Annotated in this window: 15 protein-coding genes; all 15 read right to left on the reverse strand. The window is 63.6% G+C overall.

The annotated features are described in order from the left end of the window. Positions 1-24: 24 nt before the first annotated feature. The 15 genes from UW3_RS0119640 to UW3_RS0119710 all read right to left on the reverse strand — a co-directional run bounded on the left by UW3_RS0119640 (position 25) and on the right by UW3_RS0119710 (position 16053). Positions 25-351 (reverse strand): PA3694 family proteiin, encoded by a 327-nt coding sequence (locus UW3_RS0119640; protein ID WP_010224896.1) that lies wholly within the window; start codon positions 349-351, stop codon positions 25-27. Continuing rightward, the gene (locus UW3_RS0119645; protein ID WP_026001410.1) at positions 348-1271 is read right to left on the reverse strand and encodes an alpha/beta hydrolase; all 924 of its coding nucleotides are present in this window, start codon (positions 1269-1271) and stop codon (positions 348-350) included. Before UW3_RS0119645 ends, UW3_RS0119640 begins: the two co-directional genes overlap by 4 nt. Continuing rightward, on the reverse strand, positions 1243-2520 hold the full coding sequence (locus UW3_RS0119650; RefSeq protein WP_010224900.1) for a flavohemoglobin expression-modulating QEGLA motif protein: 1278 nt from the start codon (positions 2518-2520) through the stop codon (positions 1243-1245). Before UW3_RS0119650 ends, UW3_RS0119645 begins: the two co-directional genes overlap by 29 nt. Positions 2521-2544: 24 nt before the next feature. Beyond that, entirely contained in the window at positions 2545-3090 is a 546-nt protein-coding gene (locus tag UW3_RS0119655; protein ID WP_010224902.1) for a hypothetical protein, read from the reverse strand. Between the two features lie 28 nt (positions 3091-3118). After that, positions 3119-3823, reverse strand: coding sequence for a TetR/AcrR family transcriptional regulator (locus tag UW3_RS0119660; RefSeq protein WP_010224904.1), 705 nt, complete (start codon positions 3821-3823; stop codon positions 3119-3121). Positions 3824-3923: 100 nt separating this feature from the next. After that, positions 3924-5426, reverse strand: a complete 1503-nt coding sequence (lysS, locus tag UW3_RS0119665; RefSeq protein ID WP_010224906.1) for a lysine--tRNA ligase — start codon at positions 5424-5426, stop codon at positions 3924-3926. Positions 5427-5524: 98 nt separating this feature from the next. Then, positions 5525-6620, reverse strand: a protein-coding gene (prfB, locus tag UW3_RS28770; RefSeq protein WP_100782011.1) for a peptide chain release factor 2 whose coding sequence is annotated in 2 segments (ribosomal slippage) — positions 5525-6547 and positions 6549-6620 — 1095 coding nt in all. Because the reading frame shifts where the segments join, the coding sequence is not laid out codon by codon here. 153 nt (positions 6621-6773) lie between these two features. Then, entirely contained in the window at positions 6774-7778 is a 1005-nt protein-coding gene (locus UW3_RS0119675) for a response regulator (RefSeq protein WP_010224910.1), read from the reverse strand. 51 nt (positions 7779-7829) lie between these two features. Beyond that, positions 7830-8843: a chemotaxis response regulator protein-glutamate methylesterase gene (gene cheB / locus UW3_RS0119680; protein WP_010224911.1), complete on the reverse strand. Its 1014-nt coding sequence runs from the start codon at positions 8841-8843 to the stop codon at positions 7830-7832. Then, complete coding sequence (locus tag UW3_RS0119685) at positions 8840-11119, reverse strand: hybrid sensor histidine kinase/response regulator (RefSeq protein WP_010224912.1); 2280 nt, start codon at positions 11117-11119, stop codon at positions 8840-8842. The genes cheB and UW3_RS0119685 overlap by 4 nt, the downstream gene beginning before the upstream one ends. Next, the gene (locus UW3_RS0119690; RefSeq protein WP_010224913.1) at positions 11116-11781 is read right to left on the reverse strand and encodes a chemotaxis protein CheW; all 666 of its coding nucleotides are present in this window, start codon (positions 11779-11781) and stop codon (positions 11116-11118) included. The genes UW3_RS0119685 and UW3_RS0119690 overlap by 4 nt, the downstream gene beginning before the upstream one ends. Then, positions 11778-13046 carry a CheR family methyltransferase gene (locus UW3_RS0119695; protein WP_010224914.1) on the reverse strand — a complete coding sequence of 423 codons (1269 nt, stop codon included), beginning with the start codon at positions 13044-13046 and terminating at the stop codon, positions 11778-11780. The genes UW3_RS0119690 and UW3_RS0119695 overlap by 4 nt, the downstream gene beginning before the upstream one ends. Beyond that, on the reverse strand, positions 13043-13573 hold the full coding sequence (locus tag UW3_RS0119700; protein ID WP_010224915.1) for a chemotaxis protein CheW: 531 nt from the start codon (positions 13571-13573) through the stop codon (positions 13043-13045). Before UW3_RS0119700 ends, UW3_RS0119695 begins: the two co-directional genes overlap by 4 nt. A gap of 7 nt (positions 13574-13580) precedes the next feature. Then, positions 13581-15203: a methyl-accepting chemotaxis protein gene (locus UW3_RS0119705; protein WP_010224916.1), complete on the reverse strand. Its 1623-nt coding sequence runs from the start codon at positions 15201-15203 to the stop codon at positions 13581-13583. Positions 15204-15333: 130 nt separating this feature from the next. After that, on the reverse strand, positions 15334-16053 hold the full coding sequence (locus UW3_RS0119710) for a tellurite resistance TerB family protein (RefSeq protein ID WP_010224917.1): 720 nt from the start codon (positions 16051-16053) through the stop codon (positions 15334-15336). Positions 16054-16296: the final 243 nt, after the last annotated feature.

A 16296-nucleotide genomic window follows, 5' to 3' on the forward strand; every position in this document is an offset into this window, starting at 1 on the left:
TGGGCTGCAAAGCAGCCCCGGGGCTTACTGGACTTCTTGCGGGGTCTCCTGCCCCAGGCAGCGCACGGCCTGCTTCTTGTTGTTCACCAGAACGCCGGTCAGGCCCTTCTGCGCGGTGTCGAACAACACCAGCACACCATCAACGCATTGCGCCACCTGGTTGGCCGGCTGCAGGGAGATCTTGTAGTCCTCGCCCGGAATGGTCTTGAGCATGGTGAAATCGGACAACAGCAAGGCATCCTCAGGCTTGGCGAAATGCAGGTAACCGTAGTACCACAGGGCCGCGACGGTACCGATGATGCTGCAGACACCGGTAATGATCAGCGGGATGGCGTTGCGTTCTTCACTCATTGCGACTTCTCGTCAGGGTAATTGGGGACTTCGGCCAGGCGCCGCAGCCCGTTGAAATGGCTCGGGTCGTCCAGAAAGCGCAACATGACCTGGCGCCAGGTCTTGTCGGCAAAGGTCTGCACATGCCCGCCACGGGTCAGCTGCAACACCCTCGGTGGTGGCGCAGCCTGGTACAACTGGATGCCGTTGGCCAGCGGCACGATGGGGTCGTCGATGCTGTGGAAAAACAACTTGGGCGGCGCCTTGATCCGAGCAATCGAATGGATCGCACTGTCGCCATCGGGCACCAGCCACGACAACGGCACCTGTAGCGGCCAAGTCATCCAGGAGTTGCTCAGGGCAAACCGCCCGACCTGGCGATAGCTGGCCGGCACGCCATCGAAGACCATGGCCTTGAAGCGCTCGGCCTGCCGGGGATGCTCGGCCAGGTAGTGAATGGCCATTGAACCGCCCAGGCTTTGACCGAGCAGGACCTGTGGTTTGCCCTGCACCTCGGGCGCCTGGTCCAGCCAGTCCAGCGCTGCGGCGATGTCCTGGTAGACCTCGGGCAACTGCGGTTTGCCCTCGGACAGGCCGTAACCGCGGTAGTCGAGCAACAGCACCTGATAACCCTGCTCCGGCAACCACCAGCTGCCACCCAGGTGCCAGGCCAGGTTGCCGCCATTGCCATGCAGGTGCAGCACCGTGCCCTTGACCTCGACACCAGCCTTGGCCGGCAGCCACCAGCCGTGCAGGCGGGTGCCGTCGGCCGCGGTCAGGGTAACGTCGCGGTACTCCAGCCTGGCTTTTTCCGGGGTGAACGGCTGGCCAGGCTCGGGAAAGAACAACAGCGAACTGCAGCCGCCCAGACTCAGCAGCACCAGCAGCAGGCCCAGGGGCCTGCGCCATGCATCAGAGAATGTTCGAATAATCGGCTTCAATCCGGTCCAGGCTCAGGTGGTTGAGGAAGTTGGAGAAACACATCCAGGCCGACAGCGCGTTGAGGTCGCGAAACTGCTCCGGCAGGTACTTGGGCGGTTCCACCAGGCCTTCATCGACCAGTTGGCGCAAGGTGCGCATGTCTTCAAGGGTGGTCTTGCCGCAGAACAACAAGGGGATCTGTTCGAGCTTGCCCTTGCGCACGGCCAACTGAATATAGTTGTAAACCATGATAAAGCCCTTGAGGTAGGACAAGTCCTTGGTAAACGGCAGGCCGTTGGGCACCGACCCGCGGAATACCCGGCTGGCGTTGCCGTAGCTTTCGGCCATCTCGAAGCCCTGGGCGCGGAAAAACTCATAGACCTGCATGAAATCCGCGCCCTCCTCGACCATATGGATGGCCCGGGTACGGTTGGTCAGCTTGCGCAGGCGGCTGGGGTAGGAGGCAAAGGCGATCACCTCCATGAGGATCGCCAGGCCCTCCTGGGTCACGGTCGATGAGGGCGGGCCCTTGGCCAGGAAGGTGCAAATCGGCTGGTTGAGGCCGTTCAGGGTAGTGCCGACGTGCACCAGGCCTTCATGCACCTCCAGCGCCCGTACGTCGCGGCTGTTGAACATGGCGTCGGCGCGGATCTTGATGTAGTCGGCACCGGCGGCGGCGTCGGCGACGATACCGTCGGACTCGAACACGCGGATGGTGTCTTCAGCCTCATTGAACACTTTGTTCAGGCGGCCCTGGAGCATCTCCACGGCCTGCTTGGCGGTGAGGTTCTTCGGCTCGTCCTTGAGGTCGCCGCGGCCGTCGATGTTGTTCAGGTAATCCGAGAGCATCAGGCCCAAGTCGGCCAGGGTCGGGTCACCGGCATGGAAGGCGTCGGAGGCGGCGCCATACAGCTCTTGGGAGATCAGGCCGAAATCCTCGGTGCCACGCGCTTCGAGCATGCGCACCACCATGCGGTATTCCTTGCACATGCGCCGCATGATCTGCCCGACCGGGTTGAACTGGCCGAGCTGGCGAGTGATGTCGCGCTCGATGTTCTGGAACTCGAGCTTGACCGCCGCCGAATCGAACGACAAGGGCCGGCCCTGGTAATAGGCGCGGTCTACCGCTGGCGGCTCCTTGCCTTTGGACATGAGGAAACCCTGGCGAATGCTGTCGTCCCACTTCACCGCATCGAGCACGCGAATGGGCGTTTGCGCCAGGACAATGCGATCAGACAGGGCGCGTATCGTCTGCTGGTACTCGTCCACCCTACACTCCTTGAGTTGCAACTATCACTTGCCGGCCCGCGTGAAGCGCGCCACTTCGATGAACAGGTCGGAGTTGGCCGGGTCGTCCAGATAGGCCAGGACACGCTCGGCCGGACTGTCGATCAGGATGCCTTCGCCGTTGTCTTCCGGCACCTCGATGGTGCGGCCACTGAGTTCTTTCTTGCGTACGGCCTGGTTGACCTGCTCGACATCGAGGTTGTAGACCACCAGTTCCTTGTTATCGAGCACTTCGAAGCCGCCGATCAGGAAATTGCCGCCCAGGCGTTTGGGCACGCCGGCCGAGAGGTACCAGCGATTGCCGTGCTGGGACACAGTGAAGGCGTACTCGTCGCGCTTCTTGTCCTTGCCGATGGCCACCGCCTTGTAGGCGTTGCCACCGCTGCGGCTGATCTGCAGGGTCAATGATTCACCCCAGGCGTCCTTGCTCGTCCATGTGCCCAACAGGGCCTTGGGCGCGGGCTTATTGGCCGGGATCGGCTCGTTGAAGGTGACCAGACAACCGCCAAGCAGCAAGAACGACAATGCCAACAGCAGGGTTCTGGCTTTCATCAACCTCTCCTTGAATTAGGTTCGCGCCTTACACCGACGCCAATACCAGATGCAGGTACCGGGTAAGAATAGCGAGCATCGGCGCTTCAGCCTGGGCGTGTTCGCCGTCGAGCAGGCCCTGATATTCCATCTGCTCGATAATCGCCGTCAACACCAGGGCATCCTGTTGCGGCTGATGCGAGCCTACCACTTGCAGCATCTGCACGGCGCCGCGCAGGAGGATCTGCTCGTGCGACTTGACCAGTTCGGCCAGCCGCGGGCACAACAGCGCCTCCTGGCGGAAGGCCTGCTCGGCCATGAGAAAGTCACGGCGGTTGTGCAACTGGCGCTGCACGTAGTCGGTGGTCATCTTCGCCACTTCGTCGGCCAGGCGCGCCCGCGACTGCGGGCTGCCATCGCCCTGGGACAACAACTGGCGCAGCACCACCTCGGTGTTTTCCCAGAGTTTGGCCAGGTAGGCCGCGCTGCGTTCGACATATTGGGCGAAGGTGTCGGTGAGCAGGTCTTCGATGTCCTTGAAGTAATAGGTGGTCGCCGACAGCGGCACCCCGGCCTCGGCGGCCACCGCACGGTGACGTACGCCACGCACGCCATCACGCACGACGATGCGCATGGCCGCATCAAGGATTTGCTGGCGGCGAAGTTCGCTACCTTCGCGGCTGGCCTTGCGGCCCTGGTACTGCACGCTTTCGGCCACCGCTGTAGCCACGCCGGCGGCGCCTTGTTGAGTCATTGCAGGAGTCACTGCTGGTCTACCCCAAACGTTGGATCCGATCGAAGAATTTATTGCAGGCATGAAAAAGCCGCCCCGGAAGGCGGCTTGTTCAGTTCGCTCAGGCCTGAGGGCGCATGTGCGGGAACAGGATGACGTCGCGAATCGATGGCGAGTTGGTCAGCAGCATCACCAGACGGTCGATGCCGATGCCTTCACCGGCGGTTGGCGGCATGCCGTATTCCAGGGCACGGACGAAGTCGGCATCGTAGTGCATGGCTTCGTCGTCACCGGCGTCCTTCTCGGCCACCTGGGCCATGAAGCGCTCGGCCTGGTCTTCGGCATCGTTGAGCTCGGAGTAGGCGTTGGCGATTTCGCGGCCACCGATGAACAGCTCGAAGCGGTCGGTGACGTTCGGGTTCTCGTCGTTGCGGCGGGCCAGCGGCGAGACTTCGAACGGGTACTGGGTAATGAAGTGCGGCTGCTCCAGCTTGTGCTCGACCAGCTCTTCGAAAATCATCACCTGCAGCTTGCCCAGGCCTTCGAAGCCGAGGACCTTGGCACCGGCGTTCTTGGCGATTGCACGGGCCTTGTCGATGTCCTGCAGGTCGGCCGCGCTGATCTCAGGGTTGTACTTGAGGATCGAATCGAACACCGACAGGCGCACGAACGGCTCGCCGAAGTGGAACACCTTGTCGCCGTACGGCACGTCGGTAGTCCCCAGGACCAGCTGGGCCAGCTCGCGGAACAGTTCCTCGGTCAGGTCCATGTTGTCTTCGTAGTCGGCGTGGGCCTGGTAGAACTCGAGCATGGTGAACTCGGGGTTGTGCCGGGTCGATACGCCTTCGTTACGGAAGTTGCGGTTGATTTCGAAGACTTTCTCGAAACCGCCCACCACCAGACGCTTGAGGTACAGCTCCGGGGCGATACGCAGGAACATCTGCATGTCCAGCGCGTTGTGGTGGGTTTCGAACGGCTTGGCGGCGGCACCACCGGGGATGGTTTGCAGCATCGGCGTCTCGACTTCGAGGAAGTCGCGGGCCATCAGGAAATTGCGGATGTGCGCAATGACCTGCGAGCGGACGCGGAAGGTGTGACGGGTCTCTTCGTTGACCATCAGGTCGACGTAGCGCTGGCGGTAGCGCTGTTCGGTGTCGGTCAGGCCATGGTGCTTGTCCGGCAGCGGGCGCAGCGACTTGGTCAGCAGGCGCACGCTGGTCATTTCGACGTACAGGTCGCCCTTGCCGGAACGCGCCAGGGTACCTTCGGCGGCAATGATGTCGCCCAGGTCCCAGGTTTTGACTGCGGCCAGGGTTTCTTCCGACAGGGTCTTGCGGTTGACATAGACCTGGATACGACCGGTCATGTCCTGGATCACCATGAACGAGCCACGGTTGAGCATGATGCGCCCGGCAACCTTGACCGGAATCGCTGCAGCTTCCAGCTCTTCCTTGGTCTTGTCGACATACTGTTTCTGCAGGTCGTTGCAGTAGCTGTCACGGCGGAAGTCGTTGGGGAAGGCATTACCCTTGGCACGCTCGGCAGCAAGTTTTTCCTTGCGCAGCGCGATCAGGTTGTTTTCTTCCTGTTGCAGGTCTTGCGGGTCGAGTTGTAAGTCGCTCATGTCGTCACATTTTCCATCACGGGTTCATTGTCCCTCGCCTTGGGCAAGGGATCGCGGGGCAAGCCCGCCCCGACAGGGAGCGGGCCGGGGCCGCGCGGTTACAGCCCTTGCTTGAGGCTGGCTTCCAGGTATTCGTCGATATCGCCATCGAGCACCTTGTCGCAGTCGCTGCGCTCGATGTTGGTGCGCAGGTCCTTGATCCGCGAGGCATCGAGCACGTACGAACGGATCTGGTGACCCCAGCCGATGTCCGACTTGCTGTCTTCCAGGGCCTGGGAAGCGGCGTTGCGCTTCTGCATTTCCTGCTCGTACAACTTGGCCCGCAGCATTTTCATGGCGGTGTCCTTGTTGGCGTGCTGGGAACGTTCGTTCTGGCAGCTGACCACGGTGTTGGTCGGTACGTGGGTGATACGCACGGCCGAGTCGGTGGTGTTTACGTGCTGACCACCAGCGCCCGAGGAGCGGTAGGTGTCGATGCGCAGGTCTGCCGGGTTGATCTCGATCTCGACCTTGTCGTCGATCTCTGGCGACACGAACACCGCCGAGAACGAGGTGTGGCGACGGGCGCCGGAGTCGAACGGGCTCTTGCGCACCAGGCGGTGCACACCGATCTCGGTACGCAGCCAGCCAAAGGCGTACTCGCCCTTGATGTGCACGGTGGCGCCCTTGATGCCGGCGACTTCACCCTCGGACAGTTCCATGATGGTGGCGTCGAAGCCACGCTTGGCGGCCCAGCGCAGGTACATGCGCAGCAGGATGTTGGCCCAGTCCTGGGCTTCGGTACCGCCGGAACCGGCCTGGATGTCCAGGTAGGCGTTGTTCATGTCCATCTCGCCGCTGAACATGCGTCGGAATTCGAGCTTGGCCAGGGATTCTTCCAGGCCCTGGAGCACTTCGACGACGTCGTTGACGGCGGCTTCGTCGTTCTCTTCGACGGCCATGTCGAGCAGCTCGCGGGAGTCGACCAGGCCACCGGACAGTTCATCCAGGGTCTCGACGATCTGCGCCAGCATGGCGCGTTCGCGGCCCAGTTCCTGGGCGTACTCGGGCTTGTTCCAGACGTTCGGGTCTTCGAGCTCGCGGTTAACTTCGATCAGGCGGTCATGCTTGTGATCGTAGTCAAAGATACCCCCGAATGGACTCGGAGCGCTCGGTCAGGTCCTTGATGGTGTTCAGGATCGGTTGGATTTCCATGGGCGGGCAGCTCTCGTGCGTATTCTGTAGAAAAGCCGGAGAGTATAGCTGAGTTACAGCTTCAAGCGGCAAGCTACAAGCGACAAGAGGCCGGAGAAATGCCGGGCGCCGCGGTTTTTCTTGCCGCTTGAAGCTTGCCGCTTGTGGCTGCTGTCAATCCACCCCAACCTGGTTGCGCCCATTGTTCTTGGCCAGGTACAGGCCCTTGTCCGCCGCCGAGATCAACTGCCGGCAATGGCTGCCGATGCCTGGGGTCAGGGTCGCCAGGCCGATGCTCACGGTCAGGACCGAATCGGGGTTGGGCATGGTATGGGCGATGTTCATGGCCTCTACGGTCTGGCGCAGTTTCTCCGCGACCAGGCGTGCCCCGCCCGGCGAGGTGTTGGGCAGCACCAGGGCGAATTCCTCGCCGCCGTAACGGGCCGGCAGGTCGCTGGGGCGCGCGCAGGAGGCGCGAATGGCTTCAGCCACCTTGCGCAGTGCTTCATCCCCGGCCAGGTGGCCGAAGGTGTCGTTGAACAACTTGAAGTAATCGACATCGACCATCAGCAACGACAGCTGCGCCTGTTCACGCATGGCCCGGCGCCACTCCAGCTCCAGGTACTCGTCGAAATGGCGGCGGTTGGAAAGCCCCGTGAGGCCATCGGAGTTCATCAGCCGTTGCAGCACCAGGTTGGTGTCGAGCAACTGCTGCTGGCTGACGCGCAGGGCCCGGTAGGCCTCGTCGCGTTGCAGCAGGGTCAGGTAGGAGCGCGAGTGGTAGCGGATGCGCGCCACCAGTTCGATGTTGTCCGGCAGCTTCACCAGGTAGTCGTTGGCCCCGGCGGCAAAGGCCGCGCTCTTGACCAGCGGGTCTTCCTTGGTCGACAGGACGATGATCGGGATGTCCTGGGTGGCCGGGTTGTTGCGGTATTCGCGCACCAGGGTCAGGCCGTCCAGGCCGGGCATGATCAGGTCCTGGAGGATCACCGTGGGCTTGATCCGCACCGCCTGGGCCACCGCTTGGTGCGGGTCGGCGCAGAAGTGGAAGTCGATGTTCTCTTCGTGAGCCAGGCCACGCCGCACCGCTTCGCCGATCATTGCCTGATCGTCGACCAAGAGGACCATCGCCGAATTTTCATTCATGGTCGGAAAACCGTCGAGCGGTAAATCATTCATGCGCTGTCACCTGGTCACTGCCGGCCAGCCGGCATGGCTCAATACATATCGTCATTTTGGAAAAACTTCCATCAATCGCGAGGCGATTCGCTCCAGCGGGCGAATCTCCACGGCGGCGTCTATCGCGGCGGCTGCCTTGGGCATGCCGTACACCGCGCTGCTGTGCTGATCCTGGGCAATGGTCAAAAAGCCCTGTTGGCGCATCAGCTTCAAGCCCTGGGCGCCATCGCGGCCCATGCCGGTGAGCAATACGCCGACCGCGTCGCCGCGCCAGTAGCGGGCCACGCTTTCGAAAAATACATCGATGGAGGGCCGGTAGATCTCGTTCACCGGCTCCGCGGTATAGGCCAGGTTGCCGTTCTTGAGCAGGCGGATGTGGTGGTTGGTCCCGGCCAGCAACACCTGCCCCGGCTGTGGCGGCTCGCCTTCGCTGGCCAGGCGCACCGCCAGGCCCGACGCACTGCTGAGCCACTCGGCCATGCCGGCGGCGAACACCTGATCAACGTGCTGAACCAGCACGATCGCTGCGGGAAAGCTCTTGGGCAAGGCTTTGAGCAGCACTTCCAGGGCGGCCGGGCCACCGGCCGAGGAGCCGATGGCAACCAGGCCCTGGCGCTGGGCAGCCTCACGGACCGGCGCGGCCATGGCCCGGGTCGGGCTGCTGCGCTGCTGGCCGATCAGCCAGCCGATGTTGAGGATCTTGCGCAGCAGCGGCGCGGCGGCCTCGCGCGGGTCGCCAGCCCCCAGGGCCGGGGTGTCGACCACGTCGAGAGCGCCATGGCCCATGGCCTCGAACACCCGGTGGACATTCTGCTGGCGGTCGACGGTAACGATAACGATGGCGCAAGGGGTTTCAGCCATGATCCGCCGGGTTGCCTCGACACCGTCCATGACCGGCATGATCAGGTCCATGAGGATCAGGTCCGGCAGTTGCTCGGCACACAGCTTGACCGCCTCGGCGCCATTGCTGGCGACCCAGATCACCTCATGGGCCGGTTCGAAGGCCAACGCCCGGCGCAAGGCCTCCACGGCCATGGGCATGTCGTTGACGATGGCGATTTTCATCCCTGCGCTCCCCCGATCAACTCGACGACGGCGTCGAGCAAGGCATCATCGTGAAAACTGGCCTTTGCCAAATAGTAGTCGGCCCCGGCGTCCAGTCCACGGCGACGATCTTCTTCGCGGTCCTTGTACGAAACCACCATCACCGGCAGCGATTGCAGGCGGCTGTCACGGCGCAGCAAGGTGACCAGTTCGATACCGTCCATGCGCGGCATGTCGATGTCGGTGATCAGCAGGTCGAAGTCCTCGCTGCGCAAGGCGTTCCAACCGTCCATGCCGTCTACTGCAACGGCCACTTCATAGCCTTTGTTGCTGAGCAACTTGCGCTGCAATTCGCGCACGGTCAGCGAATCGTCGACCACCAGCACGCGCTTGCGCGCCGCCTCGCGCACGCTGCGCTGGCCGCGTTCGATACGTTCCAGGCGACCGGTGCTGAGGAGCTTTTCCACCGAGCGCAGCAGGTCTTCGACGTCGATGATCAGTACCACCGCGCCATCGTCGAGCAAGGCCCCGGCGGAAATGTCCTGGACCTTGCCCAGGCGCGCATCCAGCGGCATCACCACCAGCACCCGCTCGCCGATCAGGCGTTCGACCGCCACGCCATAGAGCATCTCGCGCTCGCGAATCACCACCACTTTGATGCTCTGCCCTTCGCCCTGGCTCGGCGGGCGATTGAGCAGCTGGCTGGCCGAAACCAGGCCGATATGCCGGCCCTCATGCCAGAAATGCTGACGGCCTTCGATCTGCACGATGGCCTCGGCCGGTAGCTCCAGCGTGCGTTCGATGTGCGCCAGCGGGAAGGCATAGGCCTCGGCGCCGACCTCCACCACCAGGCTGCGCACCACCGACAGGGTCAGCGGTACTTCAAGGTGAAAGCAACTGCCCTGGCCGCAGGCCTGGGTCAGCTCGATCGAGCCGCGCAGCTGGCGAACCATGTGCTGCACGGCATCCAGGCCGACACCGCGCCCGGAGACTTCAGTCACCCGGTCACGCAGGCTGAAACCTGGCAGGAACAGGAAGGTCAGCAGCTCGGCCTCGCTCATCTGCGCCACGGTCTCGGCAGGCGACAACTGGCGTTCAACGATGCTCTGGCGCAAATGCGCCAGATCGACGCCGCCACCATCGTCGCTGATCTCCAGCACCAGCAGCCCGGCCTGGTGCGAAGCACGCAGGCGGATCAGCCCTTCCAGCGGCTTGCCGGCCACCAGGCGCCGTTCGGGCGACTCGATGCCGTGATCGACGGCATTGCGCAGCAGATGGGTCAAGGGCGCTTCGAGTTTTTCCAGTACGTCGCGGTCGACCTGGGTCTTCTCGCCTTCGATTTCCAGGCGCACCTGCTTGCCCAGCGAGCGGCCAAGGTCACGGACCATGCGGCTTTGACCGGTCAGCACATCGGCAAACGGGCGCATACGACAGGCCAGCGCGGTGTCATACAGCAGTTGCGCGCGTTGGCTGGCTTGCCAGCCGAACTCGTCGAGGTCCGAGGCCTGCTGCAACAGAATCTGCTGGGTTTCCCCGAGCAAACGTTGAGCCTGGGCCAGGGCATCCTGGACTTCCGGGCTCTGGCCGCTGCTTTCCAGTTGCTGCTTGAGGCCGTCCAGGGCGCGGATGCTTTGCCCGTGCATGCGCTTGAGGCGCTGCAGGGTGGCCAGATAGGGTTTCAAACGCTGGGTTTCGACCAGCGATTTGCTCGACAGGTCGAGCAGACTGTTCAGGCGCTCGGCAGTGACGCGCAAGACCCGCTCGCCGCCCTCACTCGTGCGCTTGCCGCTGCGCACAGGCGCTGCTTCGACCTCCGGCTCGGGTTCCAGCATGGCCGGCTCGACCAGCAGGGGTTCGGGTTCCGGCAAGGCAACGGCTGGCGGCGCCATAGCCGGCGGCGGTGCCGCGCCCGGGTCGAGCAACGCGGCCATCTGCACCAGAAAGGCTTGCACCGCGGCATCGATGCTGACGTCACCGGGGGTGGCGATACGCATCAACAGGTCAGTGCCTTGCAGCAAGGCATCGATATGTTCCGGGCGCAGCAGCACGCGGCCTTCCTGGGCGCCGACCAGGCAGTCTTCCATCACATGGGCGACGCTCACCCCGGCGTCGACGCCAACAATCCGCGCCGCCCCCTTGAGCGAGTGGGCCGCGCGCATGCAGGCTTCAAGCTGATCGGCCTGGGTCGGGTTGCGCTCCAGCGCCAGCAACCCGACGCTGAGCACCTGGGTCTGGGCTTCGGCCTCCAGGCTGAACAGCTCGAGCAACGAGGCATCGCGCATTTGCTCTGGGGTCATGACAGGCTCCGGTTCACGGCAGACAGCACTTGTTCTTCATCCAGCACGCGGACACTGCGCCCGCGCCATTGCAGCACCGCTGCGGTAAAACGTGTTTCACCCTGCTCCACAGCCAGGCGGTCGGGGTCCAGGCCATGGATACCATCCACTTCATCGACCTGGACCACCACCGAACCACCCGCAGCGGCAATGATCAGCATGCGCGGCATGACCCGCGCCGAGGTCGCCGCCGCGGCCTGGGGTTCAAGGCCGAGCAGATCGCTCAGCGACAGGCACGGCACCAACGCACCACGTACATTGGCCACCCCATGCAGCACCCGCGAGCGCTGGTGCGGCAGGGAATGCACCTGCTGCAACGGTGCGACTTCGACCAGGCAACGGGTGGCCAGCGCCAGCCACTCCTCGCCCAGGCGAAACAGCAACAACGAGCGGCCACTGCTGGCTTGCTCGAGGGCCGCGCTTTGCTCGTGGGCTTGCTGGGACAGCGAGTAACGGTCCAGCAGGCGCGTGGCTGCGGCCGCATACACCTCGCAGTTTCGGCAATGGATATGCGCCTCGAGCAGCGGGCAGCGCTTGTCGCCATGGACCCCGATACGGTTCCAGCAGTCGTCGATGCTGGCGGCGTCACTGGCGACCAGTTGCACGTCGTTGTCACCCATCATTGTTCAGACTCCCGGTCGGCGCGCCGTGCGGCCCGTTCCTGCAGGCGCCGGGCGCCTGCGACATCACCTTGAGAAGCCAGCAACGCGGCCAGGTGCACCAGTGCCTCCGGATGCTGGGGGTCGAGGTACAACGCCTTGCGGTAATGGCTCAACGCATCGCTGCTGTCGCCGGCGGTGTCACTGAGCAAGCCCAGCCAGTAGAACACCTGGGCATTGGGCGGGTACTGCTGCAAATAACGTGCGCAGGCAGCCTGGGCCTGGGCGCTGCTACCGGCATTGGCCAGTTGCGCAATCTGCGCCAGCAATTCGCTCGCCGACTCTTGTGCGGCGGGCCTGGCAGGCGGTGGGGCAAAAGGCTTGATCCTGCGCACCAGGGCAGGCGCCGGGCGCGGCACGCTGGCCACCGTCAGCGGCACCGTCAAGGGCACTGGAATGGCCAACGGTTTGCTCGGCGGCGCAGGCTCCATCTCGGTTTGGCGCACATAGGCAAAAGACTGGGCGATACCCACCGGGCGCATGCCCATGCGCGCCAGCAGGCTGCCCTCGGCCGGGCCGATAAACAGCACGCCCTGTTCGTGAATCAGGTTTTTGAGCACCTTGAACACCCGTTGCTGGGTGGGTACGTCGAAGTAGATCAACAAGTTGCGGCAAAAGACGAAATCGTAGCTGCCTTCGCGGGAATTCAATGCCGGATCGAGCACGTTGCCCACCTGCAAGTTGACCTGCTGGCGAACCCGATCATCGAGGCTATGGCCCTCGGCGCTCTCGCTGAAATGCCGCTCACGAAAGTCCAGGTGCACACCGCGAAACGAGTTGCGCCCATAAAGCGCCTGTTCGGCCCGGCCAATGGAGTTGGGGCTGATGTCCATCGCATCGACGCGAAAGCTGTGGGCGGCAAAGCCGCCGTCGAGCAAGGCCATGGCAATCGAATACGGCTCTTCTCCGGTGGAGCACGGCAGGCTGAGGATGCGCAGCGGGCGCAGGCCGCCAAGCTCGGCCAGGCGTTTGCGCGCCAGGGTCACCAGGGCATTGAAGGACTCCGGGTAGCGGAAGAACCAGGTTTCCGGGACGATCACCGCCTCGATCAGTGCCTGCTGCTCCTGATTCGACTGCTGCAGGCGCAACCAGTAGTCATCCAGGTCCCGGGCCTCCAGGATCGCACATCGCTGGCGCAAGGCGCGCTCGACCATCGGTGCGCCGACCGAGGCAACGTCCAGGCCGATGCGATCCTGCAAAAAGCGAAAAAAGCGCTGCTCGCCACTCATGCTTGCCCCTCGCCACCTGCCGCAACGTCGGGCGGGTACAGCAGCTCGCGTACTTCGATGCCGAGCAGGTCCTGCACACCGATACGCTGCAGCAAACCATGGGCATCCTCGCGCACCGGGCCCAGGTACGGTGCCTGCCGATTGTCCAGGCCATAAGGCTGGAACTCGGCAGGGTCGCAACGCAGGGTATCGGTGGCCTGTTCAAGAATCAGCCCCAGTAACAACGCCGGGCGCAACGGGTCGGCGCGGTAGTGCACCAGCGCCAGGCGCGTGCTGGTGCGCACCGGCGCCGGCAAGCCAAAACTCAAGGCGCCGACATCGATCACCGGCACCAGCGCGCCGCGATGGGCCAGCACCCCGGCAACCCATGGCGGGGTTTGCGCAATGGGCTTGAGCGGCAGGCGCGGCAGCACCTCGGCGACTTCATGGGCGTCCAGGGCAAAGCGCTGCTCGCCGATACGGAATACCAGGTACAGGGTGCCGTGGGAGGCCGCGTCCTGGTTGCGGCGGGGCTGAAGGTCGTTCATCGGCAGGTCAGACTTTGAACCGCGACACGCCGCCACGCAGGCCGGTGGCCACCTGGCTCAGTTCGTCGATGGCAAAGCTGGCCTGGCGCAGCGACTCGACGGTCTGGCTGCTGGCATCGCCCAACTGCGCCAGGGCATGGTTGATCTGCTCGGCGCCGGTGGCCTGGGCCTGCATGCCTTCGTTGACCATCAGCACCCGCGGCGCCAGGGCCTGGACCTGATGAATGATCTGGGTCAGTTGCTCGCCGACCTGCTGCACTTCGAACATGCCACGGCGCACTTCCTCGGAGAACTTGTCCATGCCCATGACCCCGGCCGATACCGCCGACTGGATCTCGCGAACCATCTGCTCGATGTCATAGGTGGCCACGGCAGTCTGGTCAGCCAGGCGCCGCACCTCGGTGGCGACCACGGCAAAGCCGCGCCCGTACTCACCGGCTTTTTCCGCCTCGATGGCGGCATTGAGCGACAGCAGGTTGGTCTGGTCGGCGACCTTGACGATGGTTACCACCACCTGATTGATGTTGCCGGCCTTCTCGTTGAGGATCGCCAGCTTGTTGTTGACCAGGTCCGCCGCGCCCATCACCTGGTGCATGGTCTCTTCCATGCGCGCCAGGCCCTGCTGGCCGGAACCGGCGAGGATCGAAGCCTGGTCGGCAGCCGAGGTAACTTCGGTCATGGTCCGCACCAGATCGCGGGAAGTCGCCGCGATTTCCCGGGAAGTTGCGCCAATTTCAGTGGTGGTGGCAGCGGTCTCGGTGGCGGTCGCCTGCTGCTGCTTGGAGGTGGCGGCGATTTCGGTCACCGAGGTGGTGACCTGCACCGACGAGCGCTGCGCCTGGGACACCAGGTTGGTCAGCTCGCCCATCATCTCGTTGAAGCCGGTTTCGACGGCGCCGTACTCGTCCTTGCGGTCCAGGTTCAGGCGCACGCTGAGGTCGCCGCCGCTGAGCTTGTCCAGGGCATGGACAATCCGCTGCATTGGCGCGGTGATGGCGCGCATCAGCACCAGCCCGCAGGTGGTCGCGGCAAAAATGGCCAACAGCAGCGAGATGACCATGCTGAACTTGGCCGTGGACACGGCGCTGACGATCGACTCGGTCGCATTTTCGGCGGCATGACGATTGCGCTCGATCACCCCGTTCAAGTGCTTGCGTCCGTTGATCCAGGCAGGCGTGAGGACCTCGGCGAGCAGGCGCTGGGCTTCGGGGTAATCCTTCTTGCGGTAGGCATCCAGCACGATGTCCACCGCTTTGAGGTAATCCGTCTCAAGCTGGGTGAATTGGTCGAGGGTGGCCAGATCGTCCTTGTCGCGGATGGTCGACCGGTAGCTGGCCATGTGCTGCTTGAGGCGCTCTTCAAAACCCTTGTACAGCTCCATGTCGGCCGAGCTGATCTCGCGATGATCGCTCAAGCCGACCAATTGCTGGGTCAACACGTAGCTGTCGACCCAGGCGCTGCGGATCATGGAGCTGAAGTAGACCCCGGGAATGCTGTCGGTTCGCACCGCTTCCTCGCCGGCCTCAATTGCCACCAGTCGCGAATAGGCGGCGACCACCATCAGCGACATGATGGCGATAATCACGGCGAAACTCGCCAGGATCCGTTGGCGCAAGGTCCAGTTTTTCACAGTCAGCCCTCAAATGTTCTACGCGAGCAGGAAAAATGGGCAGAGTATAGCCCAGCGGCTGCGCGCATTTGCGGCTGACTTAACCGCTGGACCAGGCCAAACGGGCTAGATACTGGCCTTTAGCCCGATTTCATTGACTGGCGGCAAGTTTTACCTGGCTTTCCAGCTCGCTCTTGAGCGCAGGATCAAGCTTGAGCTGGCGCGCCAGTTCGTCCAGGTAGGCGCGTTCCATGAAATGTTCCTCGTCCACCAGCATGACACTGGCGATGTACATCTCGGCGGCCATTTCCGGGGTGCTGGCAGCGCGGGCAACGTCAGCCGGGTCCAGGGGTTTGTTCAGCTCGGCGTGCAGCCAGTGCTGCAGCGCCTGGTCGCTGGACAGCTTGACGAACTCGCCCTCGATCAGCGCCCGTTCGCGCTCATCGACGTGGCCGTCGGACTTGGCCGCGGCCACCAGGGCCTTGAGGATCGCCTGGCTGTGCTGCTCGACCTGGGCCGGCGGCAGGCGGTCGAGGGTCTGCGGCTCGCCCTGCACGGCGGCCCCCTGCTTGGCCTGCCAGTTGCCGTAGGCCTTGTAGGCGATCACCCCTAGGGCCGCCAGGCCACCATAGGTCAGGGCCTTGCCGCCGTATTTGCGAGCCTTTTTGCTGCCCAGCAGCAAGCCCATCGCCCCGGCTGCCAGGGCACCACCTCCGGCACCGGAAAGCAGGCTGCCCAGGCCACCGCCGCCCTTGCCGCCGAGCAGGTCGCCAATACCGCCGGCTTTGTCGGCGGAACCTTTGCCGGCCTGGTTCTGCAGCAGGTCCTGGCCGGATTTGAGCAGTTGATCGAGCAAGCCTCGGGTGTTCATCGGGCATCTCCAAGGGAGGAAAGAAACCCCAAGAGTACTGCCGCTGGCTGAAGCGAAGCTGAATGCATTTGCTTCCAGATGTTGCCCAAGACCGGGCTACGCTGGACCCAGGCAACAGCAACTACGCTTAAAGCAGCTATACCTGCACTTTCACTGCCCCGAGATAATTTCAACAAGAGGGAACACCATGTTCGTGCACAAGACCGCCACGCTCTGCGCCCTGAGCACCGCCCTGCTGGCCAA

The organism is Pseudomonas donghuensis (assembly GCF_000259195.1).
Taxonomy (GTDB): Bacteria; Pseudomonadota; Gammaproteobacteria; order Pseudomonadales; family Pseudomonadaceae; genus Aquipseudomonas; species Aquipseudomonas donghuensis.